20 protein-coding genes and 1 riboswitch are annotated in these 18,504 nt (G+C 65.7%); of the genes, 12 read left to right on the top strand and 8 right to left on the bottom strand.

Translation table 11 applies throughout. The annotated features are described in order from the left end of the window. Positions 1-29: 29 nt before the first annotated feature. The 7 genes from ACWDU4_RS11165 (at position 30) to ACWDU4_RS11135 (ending at position 7,151) form a co-directional block, all read left to right on the top strand. Positions 30-1,118 (top strand): zinc-binding dehydrogenase, encoded by a 1,089-nt coding sequence (locus ACWDU4_RS11165; RefSeq protein ID WP_450113963.1) that lies wholly within the window; start codon positions 30-32, stop codon positions 1,116-1,118. Continuing rightward, positions 1,115-2,581: an aldehyde dehydrogenase family protein gene (locus tag ACWDU4_RS11160; protein ID WP_450113962.1), complete on the top strand. Its 1,467-nt coding sequence runs from the start codon at positions 1,115-1,117 to the stop codon at positions 2,579-2,581. The genes ACWDU4_RS11165 and ACWDU4_RS11160 overlap by 4 nt, the downstream gene beginning before the upstream one ends. Before the next feature lie 113 nt (positions 2,582-2,694). Beyond that, positions 2,695-3,681: a PDR/VanB family oxidoreductase gene (locus ACWDU4_RS11155; protein ID WP_450113961.1), complete on the top strand. Its 987-nt coding sequence runs from the start codon at positions 2,695-2,697 to the stop codon at positions 3,679-3,681. A gap of 16 nt (positions 3,682-3,697) precedes the next feature. After that, positions 3,698-5,491: a CoA-transferase gene (locus tag ACWDU4_RS11150; protein ID WP_450113960.1), complete on the top strand. Its 1,794-nt coding sequence runs from the start codon at positions 3,698-3,700 to the stop codon at positions 5,489-5,491. A gap of 4 nt (positions 5,492-5,495) precedes the next feature. Then, complete coding sequence (locus ACWDU4_RS11145; RefSeq protein WP_450113959.1) at positions 5,496-5,669, top strand: hypothetical protein; 174 nt, start codon at positions 5,496-5,498, stop codon at positions 5,667-5,669. Between the two features lie 68 nt (positions 5,670-5,737). Next, on the top strand, positions 5,738-6,184 hold the full coding sequence (locus ACWDU4_RS11140; protein ID WP_450113958.1) for a hypothetical protein: 447 nt from the start codon (positions 5,738-5,740) through the stop codon (positions 6,182-6,184). A gap of 541 nt (positions 6,185-6,725) precedes the next feature. Further along, positions 6,726-7,151: a hypothetical protein gene (locus ACWDU4_RS11135; RefSeq protein ID WP_450113957.1), complete on the top strand. Its 426-nt coding sequence runs from the start codon at positions 6,726-6,728 to the stop codon at positions 7,149-7,151. Positions 7,152-7,195: 44 nt separating this feature from the next. Here the strand turns inward: ACWDU4_RS11135 and ACWDU4_RS11130 are convergent, their stop codons facing one another. The 3 genes from ACWDU4_RS11130 to ACWDU4_RS11120 all read right to left on the bottom strand — a co-directional run bounded on the left by ACWDU4_RS11130 (position 7,196) and on the right by ACWDU4_RS11120 (position 9,383). Further along, positions 7,196-7,864, bottom strand: a complete 669-nt coding sequence (locus ACWDU4_RS11130; protein ID WP_450113956.1) for a hypothetical protein — start codon at positions 7,862-7,864, stop codon at positions 7,196-7,198. 118 nt (positions 7,865-7,982) lie between these two features. Further along, complete coding sequence (locus ACWDU4_RS11125) at positions 7,983-8,414, bottom strand: hypothetical protein (RefSeq protein ID WP_450114049.1); 432 nt, start codon at positions 8,412-8,414, stop codon at positions 7,983-7,985. Positions 8,415-8,420: 6 nt separating this feature from the next. Further along, positions 8,421-8,505, bottom strand: a riboswitch (ZMP/ZTP riboswitch). 251 nt (positions 8,506-8,756) lie between these two features. Next, positions 8,757-9,383, bottom strand: a complete 627-nt coding sequence (locus tag ACWDU4_RS11120) for a TetR/AcrR family transcriptional regulator (RefSeq protein WP_450113955.1) — start codon at positions 9,381-9,383, stop codon at positions 8,757-8,759. A gap of 146 nt (positions 9,384-9,529) precedes the next feature. Here ACWDU4_RS11120 and ACWDU4_RS11115 point away from each other — a divergent pair, with 146 nt between their 5' ends. Further along, positions 9,530-10,390: a haloalkane dehalogenase gene (locus ACWDU4_RS11115; RefSeq protein ID WP_450114048.1), complete on the top strand. Its 861-nt coding sequence runs from the start codon at positions 9,530-9,532 to the stop codon at positions 10,388-10,390. Here the strand turns inward: ACWDU4_RS11115 and ACWDU4_RS11110 are convergent. The 5 genes from ACWDU4_RS11110 to ACWDU4_RS11090 form a co-directional block, all read right to left on the bottom strand. Next, complete coding sequence (locus ACWDU4_RS11110; RefSeq protein ID WP_450113954.1) at positions 10,332-11,090, bottom strand: CPBP family intramembrane glutamic endopeptidase; 759 nt, start codon at positions 11,088-11,090, stop codon at positions 10,332-10,334. The two genes, ACWDU4_RS11115 and ACWDU4_RS11110, sit on opposite strands and share 59 nt — an antisense overlap. 378 nt (positions 11,091-11,468) lie before the next feature. Continuing rightward, positions 11,469-12,929, bottom strand: a complete 1,461-nt coding sequence (locus ACWDU4_RS11105; protein ID WP_450113953.1) for a protein kinase domain-containing protein — start codon at positions 12,927-12,929, stop codon at positions 11,469-11,471. A 55-nt stretch (positions 12,930-12,984) separates the two neighbouring features. Beyond that, on the bottom strand, positions 12,985-13,266 hold the full coding sequence (locus tag ACWDU4_RS11100) for a hypothetical protein (RefSeq protein ID WP_450113952.1): 282 nt from the start codon (positions 13,264-13,266) through the stop codon (positions 12,985-12,987). A gap of 277 nt (positions 13,267-13,543) precedes the next feature. Continuing rightward, the gene (locus ACWDU4_RS11095) at positions 13,544-14,176 is read right to left on the bottom strand and encodes a hypothetical protein (protein ID WP_450113951.1); all 633 of its coding nucleotides are present in this window, start codon (positions 14,174-14,176) and stop codon (positions 13,544-13,546) included. A gap of 233 nt (positions 14,177-14,409) precedes the next feature. After that, positions 14,410-15,336, bottom strand: a complete 927-nt coding sequence (locus ACWDU4_RS11090; protein ID WP_450113950.1) for a TIR domain-containing protein — start codon at positions 15,334-15,336, stop codon at positions 14,410-14,412. A gap of 421 nt (positions 15,337-15,757) precedes the next feature. Here ACWDU4_RS11090 and ACWDU4_RS11085 point away from each other — a divergent pair, with 421 nt between their 5' ends. The 4 genes from ACWDU4_RS11085 (at position 15,758) to ACWDU4_RS11070 (ending at position 18,466) form a co-directional block, all read left to right on the top strand. After that, positions 15,758-16,000, top strand: a complete 243-nt coding sequence (locus ACWDU4_RS11085) for a hypothetical protein (RefSeq protein WP_450113949.1) — start codon at positions 15,758-15,760, stop codon at positions 15,998-16,000. Positions 16,001-16,029: 29 nt separating this feature from the next. Next, positions 16,030-16,185 (top strand): hypothetical protein, encoded by a 156-nt coding sequence (locus ACWDU4_RS11080; RefSeq protein WP_450113948.1) that lies wholly within the window; start codon positions 16,030-16,032, stop codon positions 16,183-16,185. Between the two features lie 242 nt (positions 16,186-16,427). Further along, positions 16,428-17,063, top strand: coding sequence for a recombinase family protein (locus ACWDU4_RS11075; protein ID WP_450113947.1), 636 nt, complete (start codon positions 16,428-16,430; stop codon positions 17,061-17,063). Next, positions 17,063-18,466 carry a tyrosine-type recombinase/integrase gene (locus ACWDU4_RS11070; RefSeq protein WP_450113946.1) on the top strand — a complete coding sequence of 468 codons (1,404 nt, stop codon included), beginning with the start codon at positions 17,063-17,065 and terminating at the stop codon, positions 18,464-18,466. Before ACWDU4_RS11075 ends, ACWDU4_RS11070 begins: the two co-directional genes overlap by 1 nt. Positions 18,467-18,504: the final 38 nt, after the last annotated feature.

Here is an 18,504-nt window from a genome sequence, read left to right as displayed (position 1 = left end):
AGGCACCCCATCACGCGCAGGAGAGTCACATGAGAGCCGCAGTCAGCCGCGGAGTCGGCGAGATCGGGATCGAGGAGTTGCCGGACCCGCACCCGCGGGCCGGTGAGGTCCGGGTCCGCCTGGTGAGCTCCGGGATCTGTCACACCGATGTCTCGGTGCTGGCGGGGCATCTGCCCTCGCCGCGACCGATGGTGCTCGGGCACGAGGGTGCCGGGGTCGTCGACGAGGTCGGTCCCGGGGTCGACCACCTCGAGGTCGGCGACCACGTCATCTGTTCGATCATCACCTCGTGCCATTCGTGCTTCCAGTGTCAGCGCGGGGAATACGCGCTGTGTGAACGCGCGGTGGGTTTCTCGGGCACGATGCTCGACGGGACCACCAGGCTCCGGTCCGGCGACGAGGACGTGCACACCCTCTTCTGTCAGGGATCCTTCGCCGAGTACGCGGTCGTCCCGGCCACCGCCGCGGTGAAGGTCCGCCCGGACGCGCCGCTCGACAAGCTCGCCGGCCTGGGGTGCGCGTGGTCGACCGGGCTGGGCGCTGCGATCGTCCGGGCCGAGGTGCGACCCGGGAGCAGCGTCGTCGTGATCGGGGCGGGCGGGGTCGGGCTGGCCGCGATGATGGGTGCCAGGGCAATGGGGGCGACCTCCGTCATCGCGGTCGACATCGCCGCCCACAAGCTCGAGCGGGCACGTGCGCTGGGGCTGGCCACACACACCCTCGCCCTCTCCGGCGCCGACGCGGTGGCGGCGATCCGCGACCTCACCGACGGCCGCGGCGCGGACTACGGCTTCGACGCGGTCGGCGCCCCCGGCACGCTGGAGACCGCGCTCCAGGGGATCCGCCCGGGCGGTCTGACGGTCGCGATCGGTGTGATGGATGCCGCGGTGACTTCCACGTTCGACCTGTTCGGGTTCCTGATGCAGAAGCGTCTGACCGGCACCTACGCCGGGTCGATCCTCCCGCAGCGGGACATCCCCGCGTTCGTGGACCTGTACATGGACGGGCGGCTGCCGCTGGACTCGGTGATCGACGCCACCTTCTCTCTGGACGATGTCCCCAAGGCGCTCGATCGGCTCGCCGCCAACGAGATCACCAAGGGAGTGGTGCTGCTGTGACCGCATCGAAGATGGGCATGTACGTCGATGGCAGCTGGCGCGAGGCGGCCGCCGGTGGGCGGATCGATGTCGTGAACCCGGCACGCGCGACGGAGATCGTCGGGTCGATTCCCGGCGGCGGGCCCGCGGACATCGACCACGCGGTCGCCGCCGCGAAGCGGGCACAGCGGGAATGGTCCCGTCGTCCGCTCGCGGAACGCGCGGCGCTGGTCGCGGAGGCCGGCGCGCGGCTCGCCGCGATCGATCCGTCCGGACCGCAGACGCTCACCCGCGAGATGGGCAAGATCCTCGCCGAGTCGGTGATGGACTTCCAGTCCCCGCCCTGGGCCTGGTCGCATTACCTCGACAACCTCGATGAACTGGACCGGATCCTGGGGGATCGTCGGTTCGACGACACCGGCCGAATCGAGATCCGTCGGCGGCCGGTCGGCGTCGTCGGCGCCATCGTCCCGTGGAACTGGCCGATCGCCCTGCTCGGCGTCAAGCTCGGTCCGGCCCTGCTCGCGGGTAACACTGTCGTGGCCGTGCCGTCCCCGTTCGCGTCGATGGGCGTGCTCAAGGCCGTCGAGGCGATCGGCGCCGCGCTGCCCGCGGGTGTCGTCAACGTCGTCACCGGCGCCGGTGAACGTGTCGGCGCCGCACTCAGCACCCATCCCGACGTCGACATGATCGCGTTCACCGGTGGCCTCGATGCCGGCCGCGCGGTCGCGCAGGCACTCGGATCACGTTTGCGCAGGGGAGTGTTCGAGCTGGGCGGCAACGACCCGGCCGTCCTCCTCGACGATGTCACCGTCGACGACGACCTGATCCGCAAGCTGGTCGCCGCCTTCACCATGACCTCGGGCCAGGTCTGCTTCGCGGTCAAGCGGTTGTACGTCCACCGCACCCTGCTCGAGGAGGTCACCGCCAGGCTGGGTGATGCGCTGCAGGAGGTGGTCGTGGGCGACGGTCTCGATCCCGAGGTCACCATGGGCCCCCTGGCCAACGAGCGACAGTTCAAGCGCTTCACCGCCCTGCTTGCCGAGGCGGAATCGTCCGGTGCACAGGTGACGTCGTTCGGGCACGCCCGAGATCGCTCGTCCTGGGACGACGGGTACTTCCACCTGCCCACGCTGGTCACCGGGGTCGATGCGCGCGAGCGAATCGTCACCGAGGAACAGTTCGGCCCCGCCCTGCCGATCATCGGCTTCGACTCGGAGAGCGAGGCGATCTCACTGGTCAACTCGACCCCGTTCGGCCTGACGTCGAGCATCTGGACGTCGGACCCGAGCCGCGCGTGGGCGATGGCCGATCAGGTCGACGCGGGCGTCACCTTCATCAACAAGCACGGCATGGCCGCGTTCGACCCGGGCGCACCGTTCGGCGGCGTGAAGTCCAGCGGGTACGGACGCGAGATGGGCATGGAGGGCCTGCTCGAGTTCACCTGGACCCAGGCGATCAGCGACCGGCAGATCCCCACGTAACCACCCGGCCGACCGCGGCGGCGTCGAGGCGTCGTGCCCGGCGCCGCCGTGGACCGAGACCGGGCAATCAAGTCCGCAGGACGATCTTCAACTTTTCGAATGGGTGAATTCGCATGACCAAAGGTGACCCGGACAGGAATCCGCAGCACGTGCTCGAACTGCGCGTGCAGCAGGTCACGTGGGAGGCCGAGGGCGTGATCTCGCTCCGATTGACCGATCCCGGCGGCGAGCCGCTGCCGGCCTGGACCCCCGGCGCGCATCTGGACCTGCTGCTGCCCTCGGGGAAGGCGCGTCAGTACTCGCTGTGCGGCGATCCGGACGACCGGTCCGCGTACACGGTCGCGGTGTTGCGGGACGAGGCCGGCCGCGGGGGTTCGCTCGAGATTCACGACACCGCGTGGGTCGGGCGAAAGATCTCAGTCCGGGGTCCACGCAACCACTTTCGGCTCGTCGACGCACCGTCGTACGTGTTCGTCGCCGGCGGAATCGGGATCACCCCGATCCTCGCGATGGTACGGGAGGTCAGTCGCCACGGCCTGCCGTGGCGGCTGAGCTACGGGGGCCGGCGCGCGGAGTCCATGGCGTTCGTCGCCGAGCTGGAACGGCTCGGCGAGCAGAACATCGACATCATTGCGCAGGACGTGCGCGGGATGCTCGACCTCGACGCCGTGTTCAAAGACGCATCGCCCGGCTCCGCCGTCTACTGCTGCGGTCCAGAGGGTCTGATCCGGGCCGCCGAGGAGCGTGCCGCGGCCGCCGGGACCGCCGGGGCGCTGCACGTGGAGCGGTTCGGCGCACCGCCCGGTGACCAGTTGCCGATCGCCCCCGAGGACAAGGGTTTCGAGGTCGAGCTGCGCCGCACCGGGGCCGTACTCGAGGTGCCCACAGATCGCACACTGCTCGACGTCGTGCGCGAAGCGATACCGGATTTCATCTCCGACTGCGAGGAGGGGTACTGCGGCGCCTGCGAAGTGCGCGTACTCGGCGGCCACCCCGAACATCGCGATGTGATCCTGTCCGACAGTGAACGCGAGGAGGGCGACCGAATGATGATCTGCGTCGGGCGCGCGCGGTCGGCGCGGCTGGTCCTCGACCTGTGACTGACTAGGAGTCTCGGTGGAAACCATCACATTTCCCGAAATTGGACGGCCCGTAAAGGCATTCGCGGGATTCCGGTACGACGAGGCCGCCACCGCACCGGCCCGACCACGCGTGCGTCCGCTCGATCAACTGGTCGGCGAGCATGTCCGGTCGGGCGCTGCGATCCACTTCCCGTGGCTGTCGACCCGGGCCTACGCCGCGCTGTTCGAAGTGATCCGACAGGCACGCGCGGGCCGCCTCCGTGAACTGACGGTCATCTCGGCATCGTTGCGCGCCGAGGTCGGACTGCTCGTCGCCTCAGGCGGCGTCGACAAGCTGATCACGTCGTTCGCTGCCACGACCTATCCGGCAGTTCGACCCAACACGATCCTCGCGCAGGCGCTCAAGGACGGGTCGCTCGTCGTCGAGGAGTGGTCGATCCTGGCCCTTGTCCAGCGGGTGCTCGCGGCTGCGCTAGGGTGGCCGTTCGTGCCGGCCCGAACGATGGACGGGACGGACCTGCCCGCGGGCGCCTGGGACGGCGGAACGGAGCGGATCGTCGATCCGTTCGACGGCACGGAGTGCTCGGTCATGCCCGCGCTCCGACCGGACGTCACGCTCGTCCACTGCCCGGTCGCCGACTGGGACGGAAACGGGGTCCTGTTCCCGCCCTTCGCGGAGGACCTACACACCGTCTACGCGGCCCGCCAGGGCGTCATCCTCACCGCCGACCACGTCGTGTCCCCGGCCGACCTGCGCCGGTGGGCCGGCCACGTGCGGGTTCCCGCCGCCCGGGTTCTCGGGGTCGCACATGTTCCGTTCGGAGCACACCCGGCGTCGTCGCCGGTGCCGGTTCGGATCGAGGGAGTCGCGGGATACGGCGAGGACTACCGGTTCCTCACCGAACTGGGGCGCCTACGGACGGTCGAGGAGGCCGACACCTTCAGCCGCCGGTGGATCGACGAACCCACGCGGGAGACATATCTGGGCGAGCTGGGCCGAGGGCGGATCGAGCATCTCCTCGCGATGGACCTCGACGAATCCTGGCGAATCGACGAACTTGACGCCGAACCCGACGCGCCCCGGACGGGACCGGCGACCCTGGGCGAACGCCTGGCCGTCTCCGGTGCCCGCGCGATGGCGGAGCTGGCCAGCACATCCGGTTCCCGGACGGTGGTTGCCGGGGCGGGGCTCTCCCATCTCGCGGCCGCTTTGGGGAGGACAGCACTACTCGAAAATCAGCACGTCGTCGACCTCGTCTTCGAGGGCGGGGTGCTCGGCTACATACCCAGGCCCCACGACGCGACGCTGTCGAACACCCGAAACCTGCCCACCGCTCGCCACCTCAGCAGCACGCTGGAGGTGCTCGGCATGCTCCTGCCGTCCACGGCCGACACCACGATCGCCGTGCTCTCGGCCGGGGTCCTCGACCACCACGGGAACGCGAACAGCAACCGGACCCCGGCCGGGCAGTTCCTGGTCGGCGGCGGCGGCAGCACGGACATCGCGTCCCGGGTCCCGACGATCGCAGTGGTGGCCGCCGACCGGAGAAAGTTTGTGGACACTGCCGAGTTCGTCAGTTACCACGGAGGAAATCTCGCCGTGATCGCGACGGAGATCGGGCATCTGCGCAAACACGACGGCAGGTACGTCCTCGCGGCCTGGTTCGCCGACGCGGCGGACGGCGCCGACGACGCGCTCGCGCGGGCCCGGGACGCGACCGGGTGGGACGTCCCGCTGGCCGCGGACGCGCATCCGCTGCCGGCCCCGACCGCCGAGGAACTCGACTATCTGAGGGCGATCGACCCCGACGGCAACCTGCTGGGGTGACGGGATGAATCATGAGGACAGGCACCTGGTCCAGTTCGCCGTGATCTGGGCGCCGTTCGGGGGCGCTCCGCCCGCCGAGATCTTCGTGACCTTCGGGATGTCTCCGGACCGATACCAGCGTCGGCTGCGTGAGATCCTCCGCACGCGGAGGGCGACCGATTCGCCGATCTGGTCGTGACGGATCGACTCCTTCGGGTGAGTCCCGAACTGGCGGAATCAGACTGAACGACAGCGTAATACCCGAACGTGATCAGGATCCTGAAGGCGCCGGTCTCCGGCCGCCTCAGGGCGATCAAGGGAATGCGGATGCGGACGCACCATTGCCTTGCACGACACCGACTACCCCGACACGCGGATGCCGTTTCAAATGGCACCGTCGCGTGGGCGGAGTCGTATCACCGCCACCCCGGAATTGAGAGCGTGTTCGCCGACCTGAAGCAGAACCGACTCCACGTGCACCACGGCTACTTCCGCGGCTTCGGAATCAGCCGCTACACATCGCTTGTCGGATTCACCCTCGCCGCACCGAACCTGCTCAATCTGCACGACTGGTATTCCAAGCGCGAACGCCTGGATCCGTGGGGTCAGTTCCTGGGGGAGGCTGAGCCGGCGCGCACAATCTGTGAGCGGCCGCGTCGCGTTGTTCCCCGCCGCCACGAAGAAACTTCGGTGTCCAGTCGAGTCGGCAGATAGCCACCCCGCACCGCAGCGAAATCCACGGATTCCGCGGCTTCACTTCGGCCCACCGCGGAATTTGCCGGCTCACAGGCGCCGTTAGCGTGCAAGTCGGCTCATTTCGCTCCACAGTCAGCGCGAGGATCGGCCGAGTTTGTTCAGTCAGGCGGACTCGCGACGGAATTTCGGTACTAATTTCGTCCGCAGATTCAATAGGTGAATGCAAGCGGCCTCAATGGGTGAACACCCTGGAGAGAGAGGAGAGGAGGGAGAGGGGGAGAGAGCCGATGACGGGAATCGAACCCGCGTATTCAGCTTGGGAACCTGAAACACACACGTTTTGCCTGCGCTGGCAGACTACCTAAACAGGTCGACCACCAGGGCAAACGTACCACGCGGGTTACGGCACGTTACGGGGGCTGAGTGGGCACGTAGTGGGCACGCCACTGGCATTCGGCGGCGCGCACAGTGTCGCGAGCATTGAGATAGGGGTCGAGTAGCCAGCGTTTCGAAGCCAGGGCAGCGCCGTGGACGGTGGGTGTCGAGCTAGGTTGCAGCGATGAAGATGCTTGTGACTGCGTCGGTCGTATCGGTGCTGTGTTTCGTATCGGTGTGGCTCTATGTGATGCCTCAGTTGGTGAGTTCGGGGGTCATTGAGCCGGGTCCGTTCTTCGAATTGATGGTGGTGCTGCCGACGCCGATCGGGTTGGTTGCCGCGTTGGTGGGAGCGGTGGCTGGTGTGATCGTTCTCGTACGCGGCACCGCCCGAGTGTGGGTGCCTCCGCTCCTGATGACGCTCGGGCAGTTGACGACGCTGGTCCTGGCCGTGGCGATCGTGGTGTGGGCATTGCAGTTCGGCTCGACTGGGTGGGAGCTGATTGCGTTGCCGGTTTCGTTAATGCTGGGCCAGGTGCTGGTTGCGGTCGGCCTGATTGCGGAGCGTCGTCGCCGGCGCGTTCGTGAACAGGGTGTGCTTGGCGGATAGGTCGCGGTCCGGAACGGCCCTCTGGTCGACTTCAGAAACACGGCCTAGGCGGAGAAGTGGGTTCGTGGACCAGCGGCGTTGACGCCCCTAATGCCGAGCATGATCTCAAACCGCTTCACCGAACTGCCGACCTCAATCGGTCCCGGCAGGGCGGACAGAACATGGAGATTGCCCATCGTGTCCGTAGACCCGATTCGACCGATGGTGGGAAGGTCGACTAGTTCGGCTGCGTCGCACGACGCCAACACCGTTGCCAGAAACGGTTCAGCCGCCACGACCGGGCCTGATATCAGCTCGACAACCCGTTCCCCTGTTGGTGCGAACAGCTCTTCGTTGAGGGCGATAGGAGTTGCGTCCGCCGATACCGCAGCAATCACCCCCGAAAGGTAGGGTTCCGCCATCATCTGGAATCCGGCCTGAAAGAGTCCGCCGGACATGTGTATTACGCCCAGATGTGTGTCCAGTAGCCGACTGATGTAGAGCCACATGCTGTTGAGTGAAGCCTGTAACTCCTGGCGACTCTGGTCGTCTTGCGGCAGATGGTAGGCACGACCTTGCTTGGCGTGCATGAGGCCGGATCGTGCATCGCGATAGATGTTCTCGTAAACCCAATCGATCGCCGAGGGCACTCCGCTTGGAGCCAGCAACGGCGAGACCGGAACCAACTCGTCGGCCTTTTGCAGCGCGGCTTTGAACCAGGTGCTCTCGTTCATGCCCCTTGGCGGTTGTGGGTAGATGTCACTCAGCACTGCCTCGAATGCGAGAAACATGTTTCGGTAGGCGTCAAACAGGTACTCGGACGTTCGGGACATACGAATGAATCGGAACGCGTCATGCTTCGTCGCCTTGCGAACGTGTGCGGCGCGGTGTGGCGCGCGCCGTCCGGTGTACTGACCGCCGCGGAACGCGCCGAGTGGCTACGCACCGAAGCGAAAGCCCCGATACGGCCGACGCCGGATCGGGCAGACGGCGGACGGACCGCGCGTACAGGTCTCTGACGACCTCGTCCACAGGTCCGGACACTGCGGCACCCGCCGGCGAGACGTGCTTGAACGACGTAGCAGCCGGCTTACCGAGAGCCACACTCGCTTCGCTGACCAGCTGCCAGGCATTGAGCGCATCGAGCAGGTTGATGTACGACGGCTCACCGTTGAGAAGCCGAACCGGCCACTGCCCGGCATGAATCGGCACCACATCGGCACGACGCTGCTGCGGATTGATCCCGTAACGAAGCTCCACGTCAACACTCCCTCGTAAGGACATCGTTGACAGGAGCACCCAGGCGGGCGGCACTCGAATCGGTGAACAGCCGCTCCCCGGTGGTTGTCCACCCGCGCCAGTTGCGGCCGTGGCCGACGGTACAGCAGGGACGGACGACCGGCAGGGTTCTCGGTGTCTTCTGCTGAACGCATTCATGTCGATCGGACTCGAGATAATGCGGTCGCGAACGTACGGCGCCGGACCATCGCGCGAGAGAGAGGGGTGTTCACCGATGGCGGTTTACCCGCTGAGGCAGGTGGATTCGCTATGTTCCCAGTCGACAATCACATTCTTTGGCGGCCGCTGCTCACACGACCGGCTGTCGGCCCGTGGTGGCGTCGGACCTTACGACTTGTCGGTAGCACTGGCTGGAAGCGGTGCGACACCTCGCAGGTAGGCAGTGAGGATGGATTCCAAGGGAGTGGTCCCGTGGATGACCGTTCGCGTGAAGACCAGGGAATCGGTGAGCGAGATCAGCTCCTCGATCCGTTCGTCGGAATTGGGAAGACCCGCGCCAGCGAGGAGTGACGAGGTCACCTCTCGGGTGATCGCGTGGACTTCGGACTGTGTCGTCAGCTTCCGCTGCAGCAGAGGAGCGTCATCGAGTTCGAGGATGAGTGCGTAGCGGGCTTTCATGTCGTCGCGGCGTTCCGCGAGTCTCTCGACGAGCGTGGCGATGACGCCGGCAAGCTCGGCGATGCTCAGCTGGCGTTCGCCCTGCGACGTTGTGCCCAGTGCGTCTGCGGCCCGTTCGGCGTCTGCTATCGCGCGCTCGGCGAGTGTGTCGACCACGAGTTCGAGTAGTGCGAGCCGGGTTCGTGCATGGTGGGACGTCGATCCCTGCGGGATTCCGGCCTCCTGGTCGACGGCTCGGTGCGTGAGCGCGCGAAGCCCGTCGCGGGAAATGATGCGGATAGCGCTGGTCGCGACCAGCTCTCGGCGTTCATCGCCACCTTTTGCTTCTGCAGACACAATCTGATGCTACAGGTGTAGCGTACTGATGAGGCGTCGCTACAGATGTAGCGCAGTCGGAGGTGCGGGTTGCCGCGGGGCTGGATTCGGCCGCCCCGGGCCTGTCGCGCGGCGTGAAGAGATGGTCCGGACGAGGAGGGCGCCCAATGATGATCGATTTCGTTCCAGACGAGGCCCTGTACCCGTTCGAGTCGCGATGGTTCGACTCGTCTGCCGGTCGGCTTCACTACATCGATGAGGGATCCGGACCGCCGATCCTGTTCTGTCACGGCTCGCCGACGTGGAGTTTCCTCTACCGCCGCATCGTGCAGGGATTGCGCGGCCGGTATCGGTGCATCGCGGTGGACCACCTGGGCTTCGGTTTGTCCGAACGGCCGGAGGATTTCGGCTACAGGATCGCCGAGCACTCGACGGTCCTGGGTGAGCTGATCGACCACCTGCAACTGGACGGCTTCGTCGTGATGGGGCACGACTGGGGTGGACCCATCGGGCTGAGCGCGGCGACCGTGCGCGCGGATCGTGTCAGAGGAATCGTGCTGGGCAACACGGTGTTCTGGCCGATCGAGGCACTGGCCAATCGGGCATTCAGCGTGATCATGAGCAGCCGTCCCATGCAGCGCCGCATCGTCGGGCAGAACCTGCTTGTGGAGCGGTTCCTGCTCGGGGAACTGGGGCGCACGCTCACCGAGGAGGAGGCCGACCACTACCGCCTGGTGCAACCCACCGAGGATGCGCGACGCGGTCTCACGTTCATGCCCAGGGAAATTCGTGCCGCGCGCCCGCTGCTGGACCGTCTCGCCCGAGACGTACCCGCCCTACTGGGAGACAAGCCGACGCTGGCAGTGTGGGGGATGCGGGACCCGATCTTCCGGCCGAAAGCGTGTATCCCGCGTATACGCGACACATTTGCCGATCTCGACGTCGTCGAGTTACACCGTGCTCGGCACTTTATTCAGGAACACGCACCGGACGAGATCGTCTCGGCCATCGCCAAGCGGTTCTCGTGACGTGTCGAGAGGAGCGGGAGGTGACCGCCGCGATCGCGGCGGCGGAGCCGGCCGCGCCGAGCGCCATCAACGCCCAGACAAGAGGCTCGCGACCGTCGATATCGCCGAACGCGAGCAGCCCTAGGTTGACGACGGCATGAAACAGGGTGGCGATGAGTAGGTTCCCGCTGCAGAACGGGTCCAAGAGAACTGCCAACAACACCGATATGGCAATCGTCGCCATCAGGAAGGCGGCCGCATACGCGATCCCGGCCATGAAGATCTCCACATGCCACACACCCCAGACGGTCCCGACCAGCACGCCGGTGACCAGTACGGAGTATCTGCCACGCAGGTAGGGCTGCAGGAATCCGCGCCATCCGATCTCTTCGCCGCAGGCGCCGACACACTGCGCGAGGACGAGCAGCCCGATCGGCGCCGACCCGGCGTGCACCGCGGAGAGGCTGACGCGGCCACCGAGCGCGACCACCACCACCGCAGGCAGGGCCAAGACGACCAGCAACGATCCGGCGGCGCTGGCCGCCAGAACTGCGTCGGGCCGCCACAGGCTCACCTCGAGCGGCGCAACCCGCCGGCCCCGCCATGCGAGCAGGACCGCACCCACCGCGACCGCGGGTGCGAACTGCACCAATTCGGGCAAGTCTGCATCGGGGCCGGTCGCGGACTGCGTTGCGGCGAGAATGCCGCCGGCCAGAAACACGACGAGCGTGTATACCGTTGTCGGCGCCCATATTCGGGGTAGTTGTGAAGTCATGCACCGGAGCCTCGCGCGGCGCCCCCGGGAGCGCATCAACCCACGGCATCAACCGTTACTGGTACCCAGGGGCCATCTCGCTCCTGCTCTGCTGTCGGCAGCCCGGCTTGTGTCGGTGTGCGCGGCGAAGGTGCACCAGCAGTTGGAGGTGTCCGCCGCCACCGTCGCGTCACCCATCATGGTGGTGCGATCGTCAGCTTCAAGCTGAGGGAGGGCGCCCGGAGAAGGGCTGAAGAGCGGCGATGGATGGAGCGAGAGAGAGAAGAGAGGCTTGGATCGATGGATGTGGATGGATGGAGAGAGGGAGGGGGACGAGCCGCATCCCTAGCGCACCCTGCTGCTGGTCCACCAGGTGCTTGGGGGGATAGGAATCTCAGCGGTCACTTCTTGAAGGATGTCGCGGAGTGCTTCGACAATCACAGGCCCTTCGGCGTTGATGTTGTTCTTGGTCCACTCTCTGACCAAACTCCGTCTTCCTTCGGAATCGGTCCGTTGGACCTCCGCGACTAGGTCGACCATCGGGCGGGCCGAGTCGTCCCCCATCACGCCGCCGACAATCGCCTGAAGGTCTCCCTGGTCTGGCAGGAGTCGAAGAATCAATGCCCCTTCCCATGGGTTGGGCGGGCGCGGGCCATCTTCTTCGCAATCATCAATGGCGACCTTCCGGCCATGGGACGCCAAGACTGCTGGGCCATCGACCTCATGATCGGGATCGAAACGCCACTCAACGTTGACGCTTGAGTCGAAGTCCACGTTCTCAAGTGCGGACTTGATCTCCGACTGAAGAGTCGTGAAGTACTGGGCTTTGGCCTGGTTGAACCGCTCGACGTTGTTCACCAATGTTCCGTAGACGTTGCGAGGAGACGGCGCGGGCTCTACGCCCTTCGTCAAACGAAGCCAGGCACGGAATTCGTCCCGAATATCCCGTGCGGTCGGTCTTCGGAATGGATCGTTCGATGTGGCATCCCGGAGAAGTGGGTCGAGGTGATAACCCGCTGGTCCGAAGAAGCGGCGGAACGAATAGGCCCACTCCGTGGTTGAGTTCATCTCGCCCTGTGGTGGGAACAGGATCGGTACATCTGCTAGCTCTCCGGTCGCGTCCCTCAAGGCGCACTCGTACTGGTATTCAGCCAGAGACCACATTGTCTTTACGAGTGAGTACACGTCCGCAGCGGGCCAATACGTAGCGGGTTTCGGGTTCAGTGCTTCGGGAGCTAGGTAAGCGAACGGCCCGAGCTTGTTGAGTTCTTGGGTGTGTCTCACACGGTCTTCCCAGCCTGCGATTCCGAAGTCGCCAAACGCGGGTGTGTTGTCAAGCCAGAACAGGTTGTCCGGCTTGATGTCGCGGTGAGTGACCCCCTTGTCATGGTGGAGCTGAGCAAGGGTCTCCGCCAACTCAGCGAACCATCTGACCAACGAGCGGAAACTCTTGCCGTGAACGTGGTCTATCAGGGGCGTCGCCGCCTGCATGACGAACCATCGGGAGCGCTCTCCAGGCTCCCGATCAAGGAGAGGAACCACGCCTTTGATGTTCCCCAACGCCTCCAACCCTTTGACCTCGTTGAAGAAGCGTTCCCGGGCATTTTCTGAGGCGTCGTCATGCCGCATGCGTTTGGCTACTGCGCGTTCGGGAGGTTGCCTGGGTCGATGGATGACGCTATCTATGGACCACACATGGGCACCGCCGAGTTTCTTTTTCAGAACCCAGCGGTCTCCAATTCGGTCGTTCTTGTTCCACTTCGGAAGTGGAACGTAGTTCTCGCTGTCGCCATGCTCACTGGTCACAAGCGAACACTAGCGATGGCGCGGTGCTGTACGACGAGGCCGGAGAGCTGATCGATTACTCGTGTACGACATCGGTGGTCCACGACGGGCAGCCGGTGAGGTCGGTGCTGGACCGCCATTGCCCTTCTCTCCGGTAGCTGTTCGCCGCCAGGATGTCGTCGCCGAGCGGCTGGCCCCAGGCCGTCGTCTGGTGGTCGAGCACCGGGATCTCCGTCTCCCAAGCCGGAGGATCGTTCGGATCGCTGTCGGCCCCCACTGCGGCCAGATCGATCGTGTTGCCGCAGGTGCTCGTGTGCATGGCGATAGTGGCGGTGATCAGCAGTGACGTGTAGGACATGGCGCATCCTCTGGTTCGGATCGGTTGATACGCAGCACGTTACGAACGGGCGGTGCGCGTTGTTTCAGCCGAAGATCCGCGCGTGAAGCTGTCCGACCGGCCTGCTCGCGCGGGGCATCCCAGGCGTGGCTCGGTCGGTCTGCCTTCGTCGGGTCGCCACCCGATATATCCCGGCATGGGGTTGATCCGTGTGGGCAACGCTTGGGAATGAACTGAATCCTCGCTCTGGGAGGAATCGGTATCAAACCCGGGACGGTTCAGCTCGAGCCCCGACGTGCTACCGCATGCGATCTGCAGCGGGGGGCTTCGCAGTTTGAAGCTTGATTTGGCGGCGTTGGCCCGTGGCGCGTTCTTTCGTGAGCTCGATCGCGCTGGCATGGTCCCGTTGAGCCATTGGGATATCGACCTGCACGTCCTTCTGGCTACCCAGAGTAAAGGTACAGGTCAGTGTGTATGGCGGGACGCGGTTTTCAAGCCCTGCGAGATAGGACATGTCGATTTCCCATTGGCCTGAGTGGAGAGGCTCGATCGTGACTGGGAACTCTGGTCCGCTCAGCCATCCACGTGACATGCTCTCGTGAGACCGTCGGCTGCTCAGGGCTTGTCCAAACCGCGCTGCCTTATTGCGCCGTGCCGACCAGCCAAGGAGGGATTGTTGCGACCTATTCGCGGCGATGAACGGAACCAATAGCAGCTTCAAACCCGTCACTGAAACGTCCCGAGCCCCCGTATTGACAAGCGAAACGTGGAGCCGGCCAATCACGTAGCTGTCGTTGTCGACGCCGTATGTGACGCCGTCGTAGGTGGCGCGCACCCGAGCCCCCGCGCGCCTCCATGTGACGACAGTAGAGATGATGTTCCACGCAAGTGAAGTGCCGGCCACTGCCAGCGCGAGTTGTGCTGTATCCACACATCAGAGCATAGGAAGTTTCGCGCGTAGGGCGAGGGCGCTAGCCGGGAGCACAAGCCAGTGGAGTGGAACGTCAGCTACAACTCTACCGGCGGTATACGTGGGCCATCTTGCGTGCGGGCGCGCCACCTCAGGTCAGAGGGCTGGATCGAAATGTGGATGACGAGGAATGCGACGGTGCCGAGAACCGCGCATGCAGAGCTTTCAAGAGTCGCGGTGACCCGCCGCACGTGCTATTCATCCTCCGCGGTCGGCAAGTAGTTCCACTCCACGCTGAAGTCGTACCCCTCAAGCGCACTCGCCACATCGTGTACAACCTTGCGAGCACCCGAGGGGAAGCTGAGCAGCACCGTCAGGCTGCCATCTGGGGACCGTCTAATCGAGTACGCGGTGCCTTCGAGTCCATAATGCGTCAGCGTCTTATCGACCATAATTCGAGCCTCACGAGCTCGTGCGAGCTGTCTTTCACGCTTGTGCCGATCGGCATGGGCTGGCCACCCTTCCAGACGCGAGATCGAGGTCTCCCGGCCAGTCTCCAGGAGTGTCATTCGGTCGAGGAGTTCCGCCATCAGGGACTCAACGGAGACCGCGGGCGGGGTCGGCTGCTTTCCGGCCCGTTCGATTACCTCGTTGACCTTTGACTCGAATCCGGACCACGACCACTCGAAACGCGCTTCAACCATGGGCCACTTGGTCCCCGCAACATCGCTCACCGCCTTCAACAATTCGCGCACACCGTCCTTGTTCACGATGCGTTTTGCCACCGGCCCTCCGTCGTCCGCGGTGGGCTTCTTGGTCAACATGACGCCCTGGAACTGACGAATTGGGCCCTCGATCTCGTAGAACGAATCGAAATTCACTAGCACCGGTACGACACGTGAGGCCCTGCCCTCAAATCGTTTCGAGAGTGCTCCTGCCTCGAAATTCAACCAAGTGCTGTGCTGATTCGCAGTTGTGACGACGATGATCCCAAACTCGCTCTCATTGAGTTTGTCTTCGATGACCTGAAGCGCCCGTGTGCCAGCTTGAATGTCGACGTCCGACATCCACGGGTCCACCCTGTCGAGCATTTGGGGGAGCCAGTTCCGGATCACCCGGGTGATGTCACGCGCGAACTCGCCCGACCAGCTCGTAAATACCTTCAAATCGCCGTCTGTCATGCGGTGGAGCGTAACGGCGTACACCATGCATTCAGCCGCAGGCCGGAGGTGAGCCCCCTGCACCGACCGTCCGTGACCAGGTGCACGACGCTCGTCACCACCTAACCCGTGCCCGCGCCGCGGGCGCGACAGGAGCTTGGGAGGAACTGGAACAGCAGATCGAATTCCTGGAAAACCCAGCTCGTAGAACGTGGTGAGGAGGTATCGACGTGGGAAGTCTTCGAGCCCGGCACCTATGGAACCCTTGCGGAAGGACGGCCGGACTCCGGACCCGTCGCGGATCTGCACCGAGCACAGGACGAACGGCGAACCGTGCCGCAAGACGGCGATCCGGGGCGGCACCGTGTGCGCCACTCACGGGGGCTCGGCCTCGCACGTAAAGCGCAAGGCCCGAGCGCGTCTGGAGAACGCCGCCGACCGCATGACGAAGGAGTTGCTGCGGATCGCCGTGGACGACGACGCCCCGGCGGCGGTGAAACTGGCCGCGATCAAGGACGCGCTGGATCGGGCGGGCCTCAGCGCGAAGACCGCCGTCTCCGTGGAGGTTGGCCCCACGCCCGCCTACGAAGCGATCCTCACGCAGGCGATGGGTACCGGCAGTCGGGCCGAGTCCCGCGCGGCGCGGAGGATGCACCGCTCCCCGGTTGGCTGGCGGACGAGCTGAACGCCGCCTACGTCGAGGACACCGAGGTGGTGGACGTTCGGGAATCGCGCGACCCTGCCCCGTTCGCCGGCGATCCGCAGGCCAGCGAGGCGGGAGGACTTCTCCCCATCGAGGACGCCCTGGCCCAGCTACGCGCCACCACGCCGCCGCCCGCCCCGCAGGCCCGCCGCCGTGGCGGCCATTAGACCGGGCTGGCCGTCGTTCCAGCGGCTTTGACGGGCGGGGTGGGGTAAGTGCCCGCCCCGCCCGCCAGTGGGCCGTCAAATCCGAAGTCGAAAACACCGCCCGCAGGCGCGGTGAAAGCGCACCTGACCTGCGATAACGCAGTGTCATTCGAACAGGTGTGCGAGGTACGGTGGTGGGGTGGTAAACGCCAAACGCCCCATTGGCGTTTACCGCCCCCAAACGGGCAAGGGAGACAACGGGTATGAGAGTCATTGGGTACGTGCGAGTGAGCACCAAGGAACAGGGCGACGACGGGTACGGACTCGCTGTTCAGCGGGAAGCGTTGGAGCACTGGTGCTCTGCGAAGGGGCACGACCTGCTGACGGTTACGACCGACGTCGTCAGCGGCGCCAAGGCCGACCTGATGCACGGACGGGCTGTCGCCATCGCCGCGATTGAGACCGGCGTCGCTGACGCGCTCCTGGTGCGGGCACTCGACCGTGCCAGCCGCGACCAGGAGGACTCAGCCAAGCTGTTCAAGCGCGCGGAGCGCTACGGGTGGCGGCTGATGGACTGCGACGGTGCCGACAGCGGCGAGCCCAGCCAGCGCCTTGTCGCGGATGTGCGGCTGGCCGTGGCTGCCGAGGAGCGCCGCAAGATCAGCGAGCGCACCCGCGAGGGTCTGGCCCGCGCTCGTCGTGAAGGCAAGCGCCTCGGCCGACCCCGGCGGATCACTCCGCAGGTCGAGCGGCGCATCCAGGTACTCCATGCAGAAGGGTTCGGGCCGAAGGCGATTGCAGCCCAGCTCACGGACGAGGGCGTGCCCACGCCCAGCGGTGGCGACACGTGGCACTACTCCACGGTGCGCGACGTGCTGGCTCGTCAGGCGGTGGCGTGATGGCTCACGTGCAGAAGCGCACCACCAAGGGCGGCGCGGTGCGATATGTGGTCAAGTACCGGACGCCAGACGGCAAGGGCCGCAGCAAGGGCGGGTTCACCACGAAGAAGGCCGCCGAGGACTACGCGACCGAGGTTGAGTACAACACCAATCGCGGGCAGACATGGGATGCCAAGGCCGGAGCGGTGCCCTTCGCGTCGGCAGCGGGGGAGTGGCTGGAGAGCCGCCACGATCTGAAGCCGCGCACCCGTGCGGAGTACGAGAATCTGTTGCGGCCGAAGACGAGAGGACCGATCGCCACACGTGGGCTATCCATCGACGCGACGTTCGGCGGCTACCCGTTGAACGCGATCACCCGGCAGCAGATCAGTGAGTGGGTGAGCGCTCTCACTGCCGCGGGCAAGAAGCCTTCGACCGTGCGCCACGCCTACTTCGTCGTGAGGATGGTGCTGGCACAGGCCGTGGTGGACGGGCGGCTGACCGAGAACCCCGCCGACTACGTGAAGCTCCCCAGCGAGCACAGCACCCACGGGGGAGCGCCCGGGGTCGTGGACGGCCCCGGCCAGTTCCTCACGGCGGAACAGGTTTCCGCGCTGACCAACGCGACGCCCTGGCCGTACAACGTGCACGTGCATGTGGCGGCGTGGGCGGGCCTGCGTGCCGCTGAGCTGGCCGGGTTGCAGGTGGGCGACGTAGAACTATCGGCGCGGGCGCTCAACCCGAACGCCCGCCCGAAGCCCGGCACGCTGCGTGTGGAGCGGACCATCATCACGGTGGACGGCGCGCTGGTGTACGACACCCCGAAGACTCGGGGGAGCCGGCGACGAGTCCCGCTCACCCCCGCGACGGTGGAGCTGCTGCGCGACTACCTAGCACGGCATCCCCGCGCCGACGAGCCCACGGCACCGCTGTTCCCGGCGATGCGGCTGGTTGCGCAGAAGCCCACCGGCGTGAAGGCCACCGACGCCAGCGGTAAGCGGATCGTCCCCAAGGCCGAAGACGCCTTGGCCGCGCGCACCGTGTACGAAGCCGAAGCCCGGCTGACGTTGGCCTGGGATGCACCGCTGCGGCATCAGACGTTCTACAAGGCGGTCTATCGGCCAGCGGCGCTCAGGGCGAACCGGATTGCCGCCGAGCAGGGCACCGCGAAGCTCCCGCCAGCCTGCCGCTTTCACTCTCTCAGGCACACCTACGCCTCGCTCTGCGTGGCTGCGGGCATCCCGCCGCTGGAGCTGGCGCGGTTCATGGGCCACGCCAAGGTGACCACCACCTTCAGCGTCTACGCGCACCTGTTCGAGGACGACCACGCCGACGCTATGGCCGCGCTCGGAGCGATGGGTACGGCCATTCCTCAGGTGAGTACTGGGAACGTACTGCCGATCCGCCGAGGCGCGACTGGTTAGCGCGCGGGGGCGTCATCTGTGGAATCTCGGCATCGGCG

The organism is Rhodococcus sp. NPDC003348 (assembly GCF_053589375.1).
Note: the sequence above shows the minus strand (reverse complement) of the source record. Positions and strands in the feature narration are given on the sequence as shown.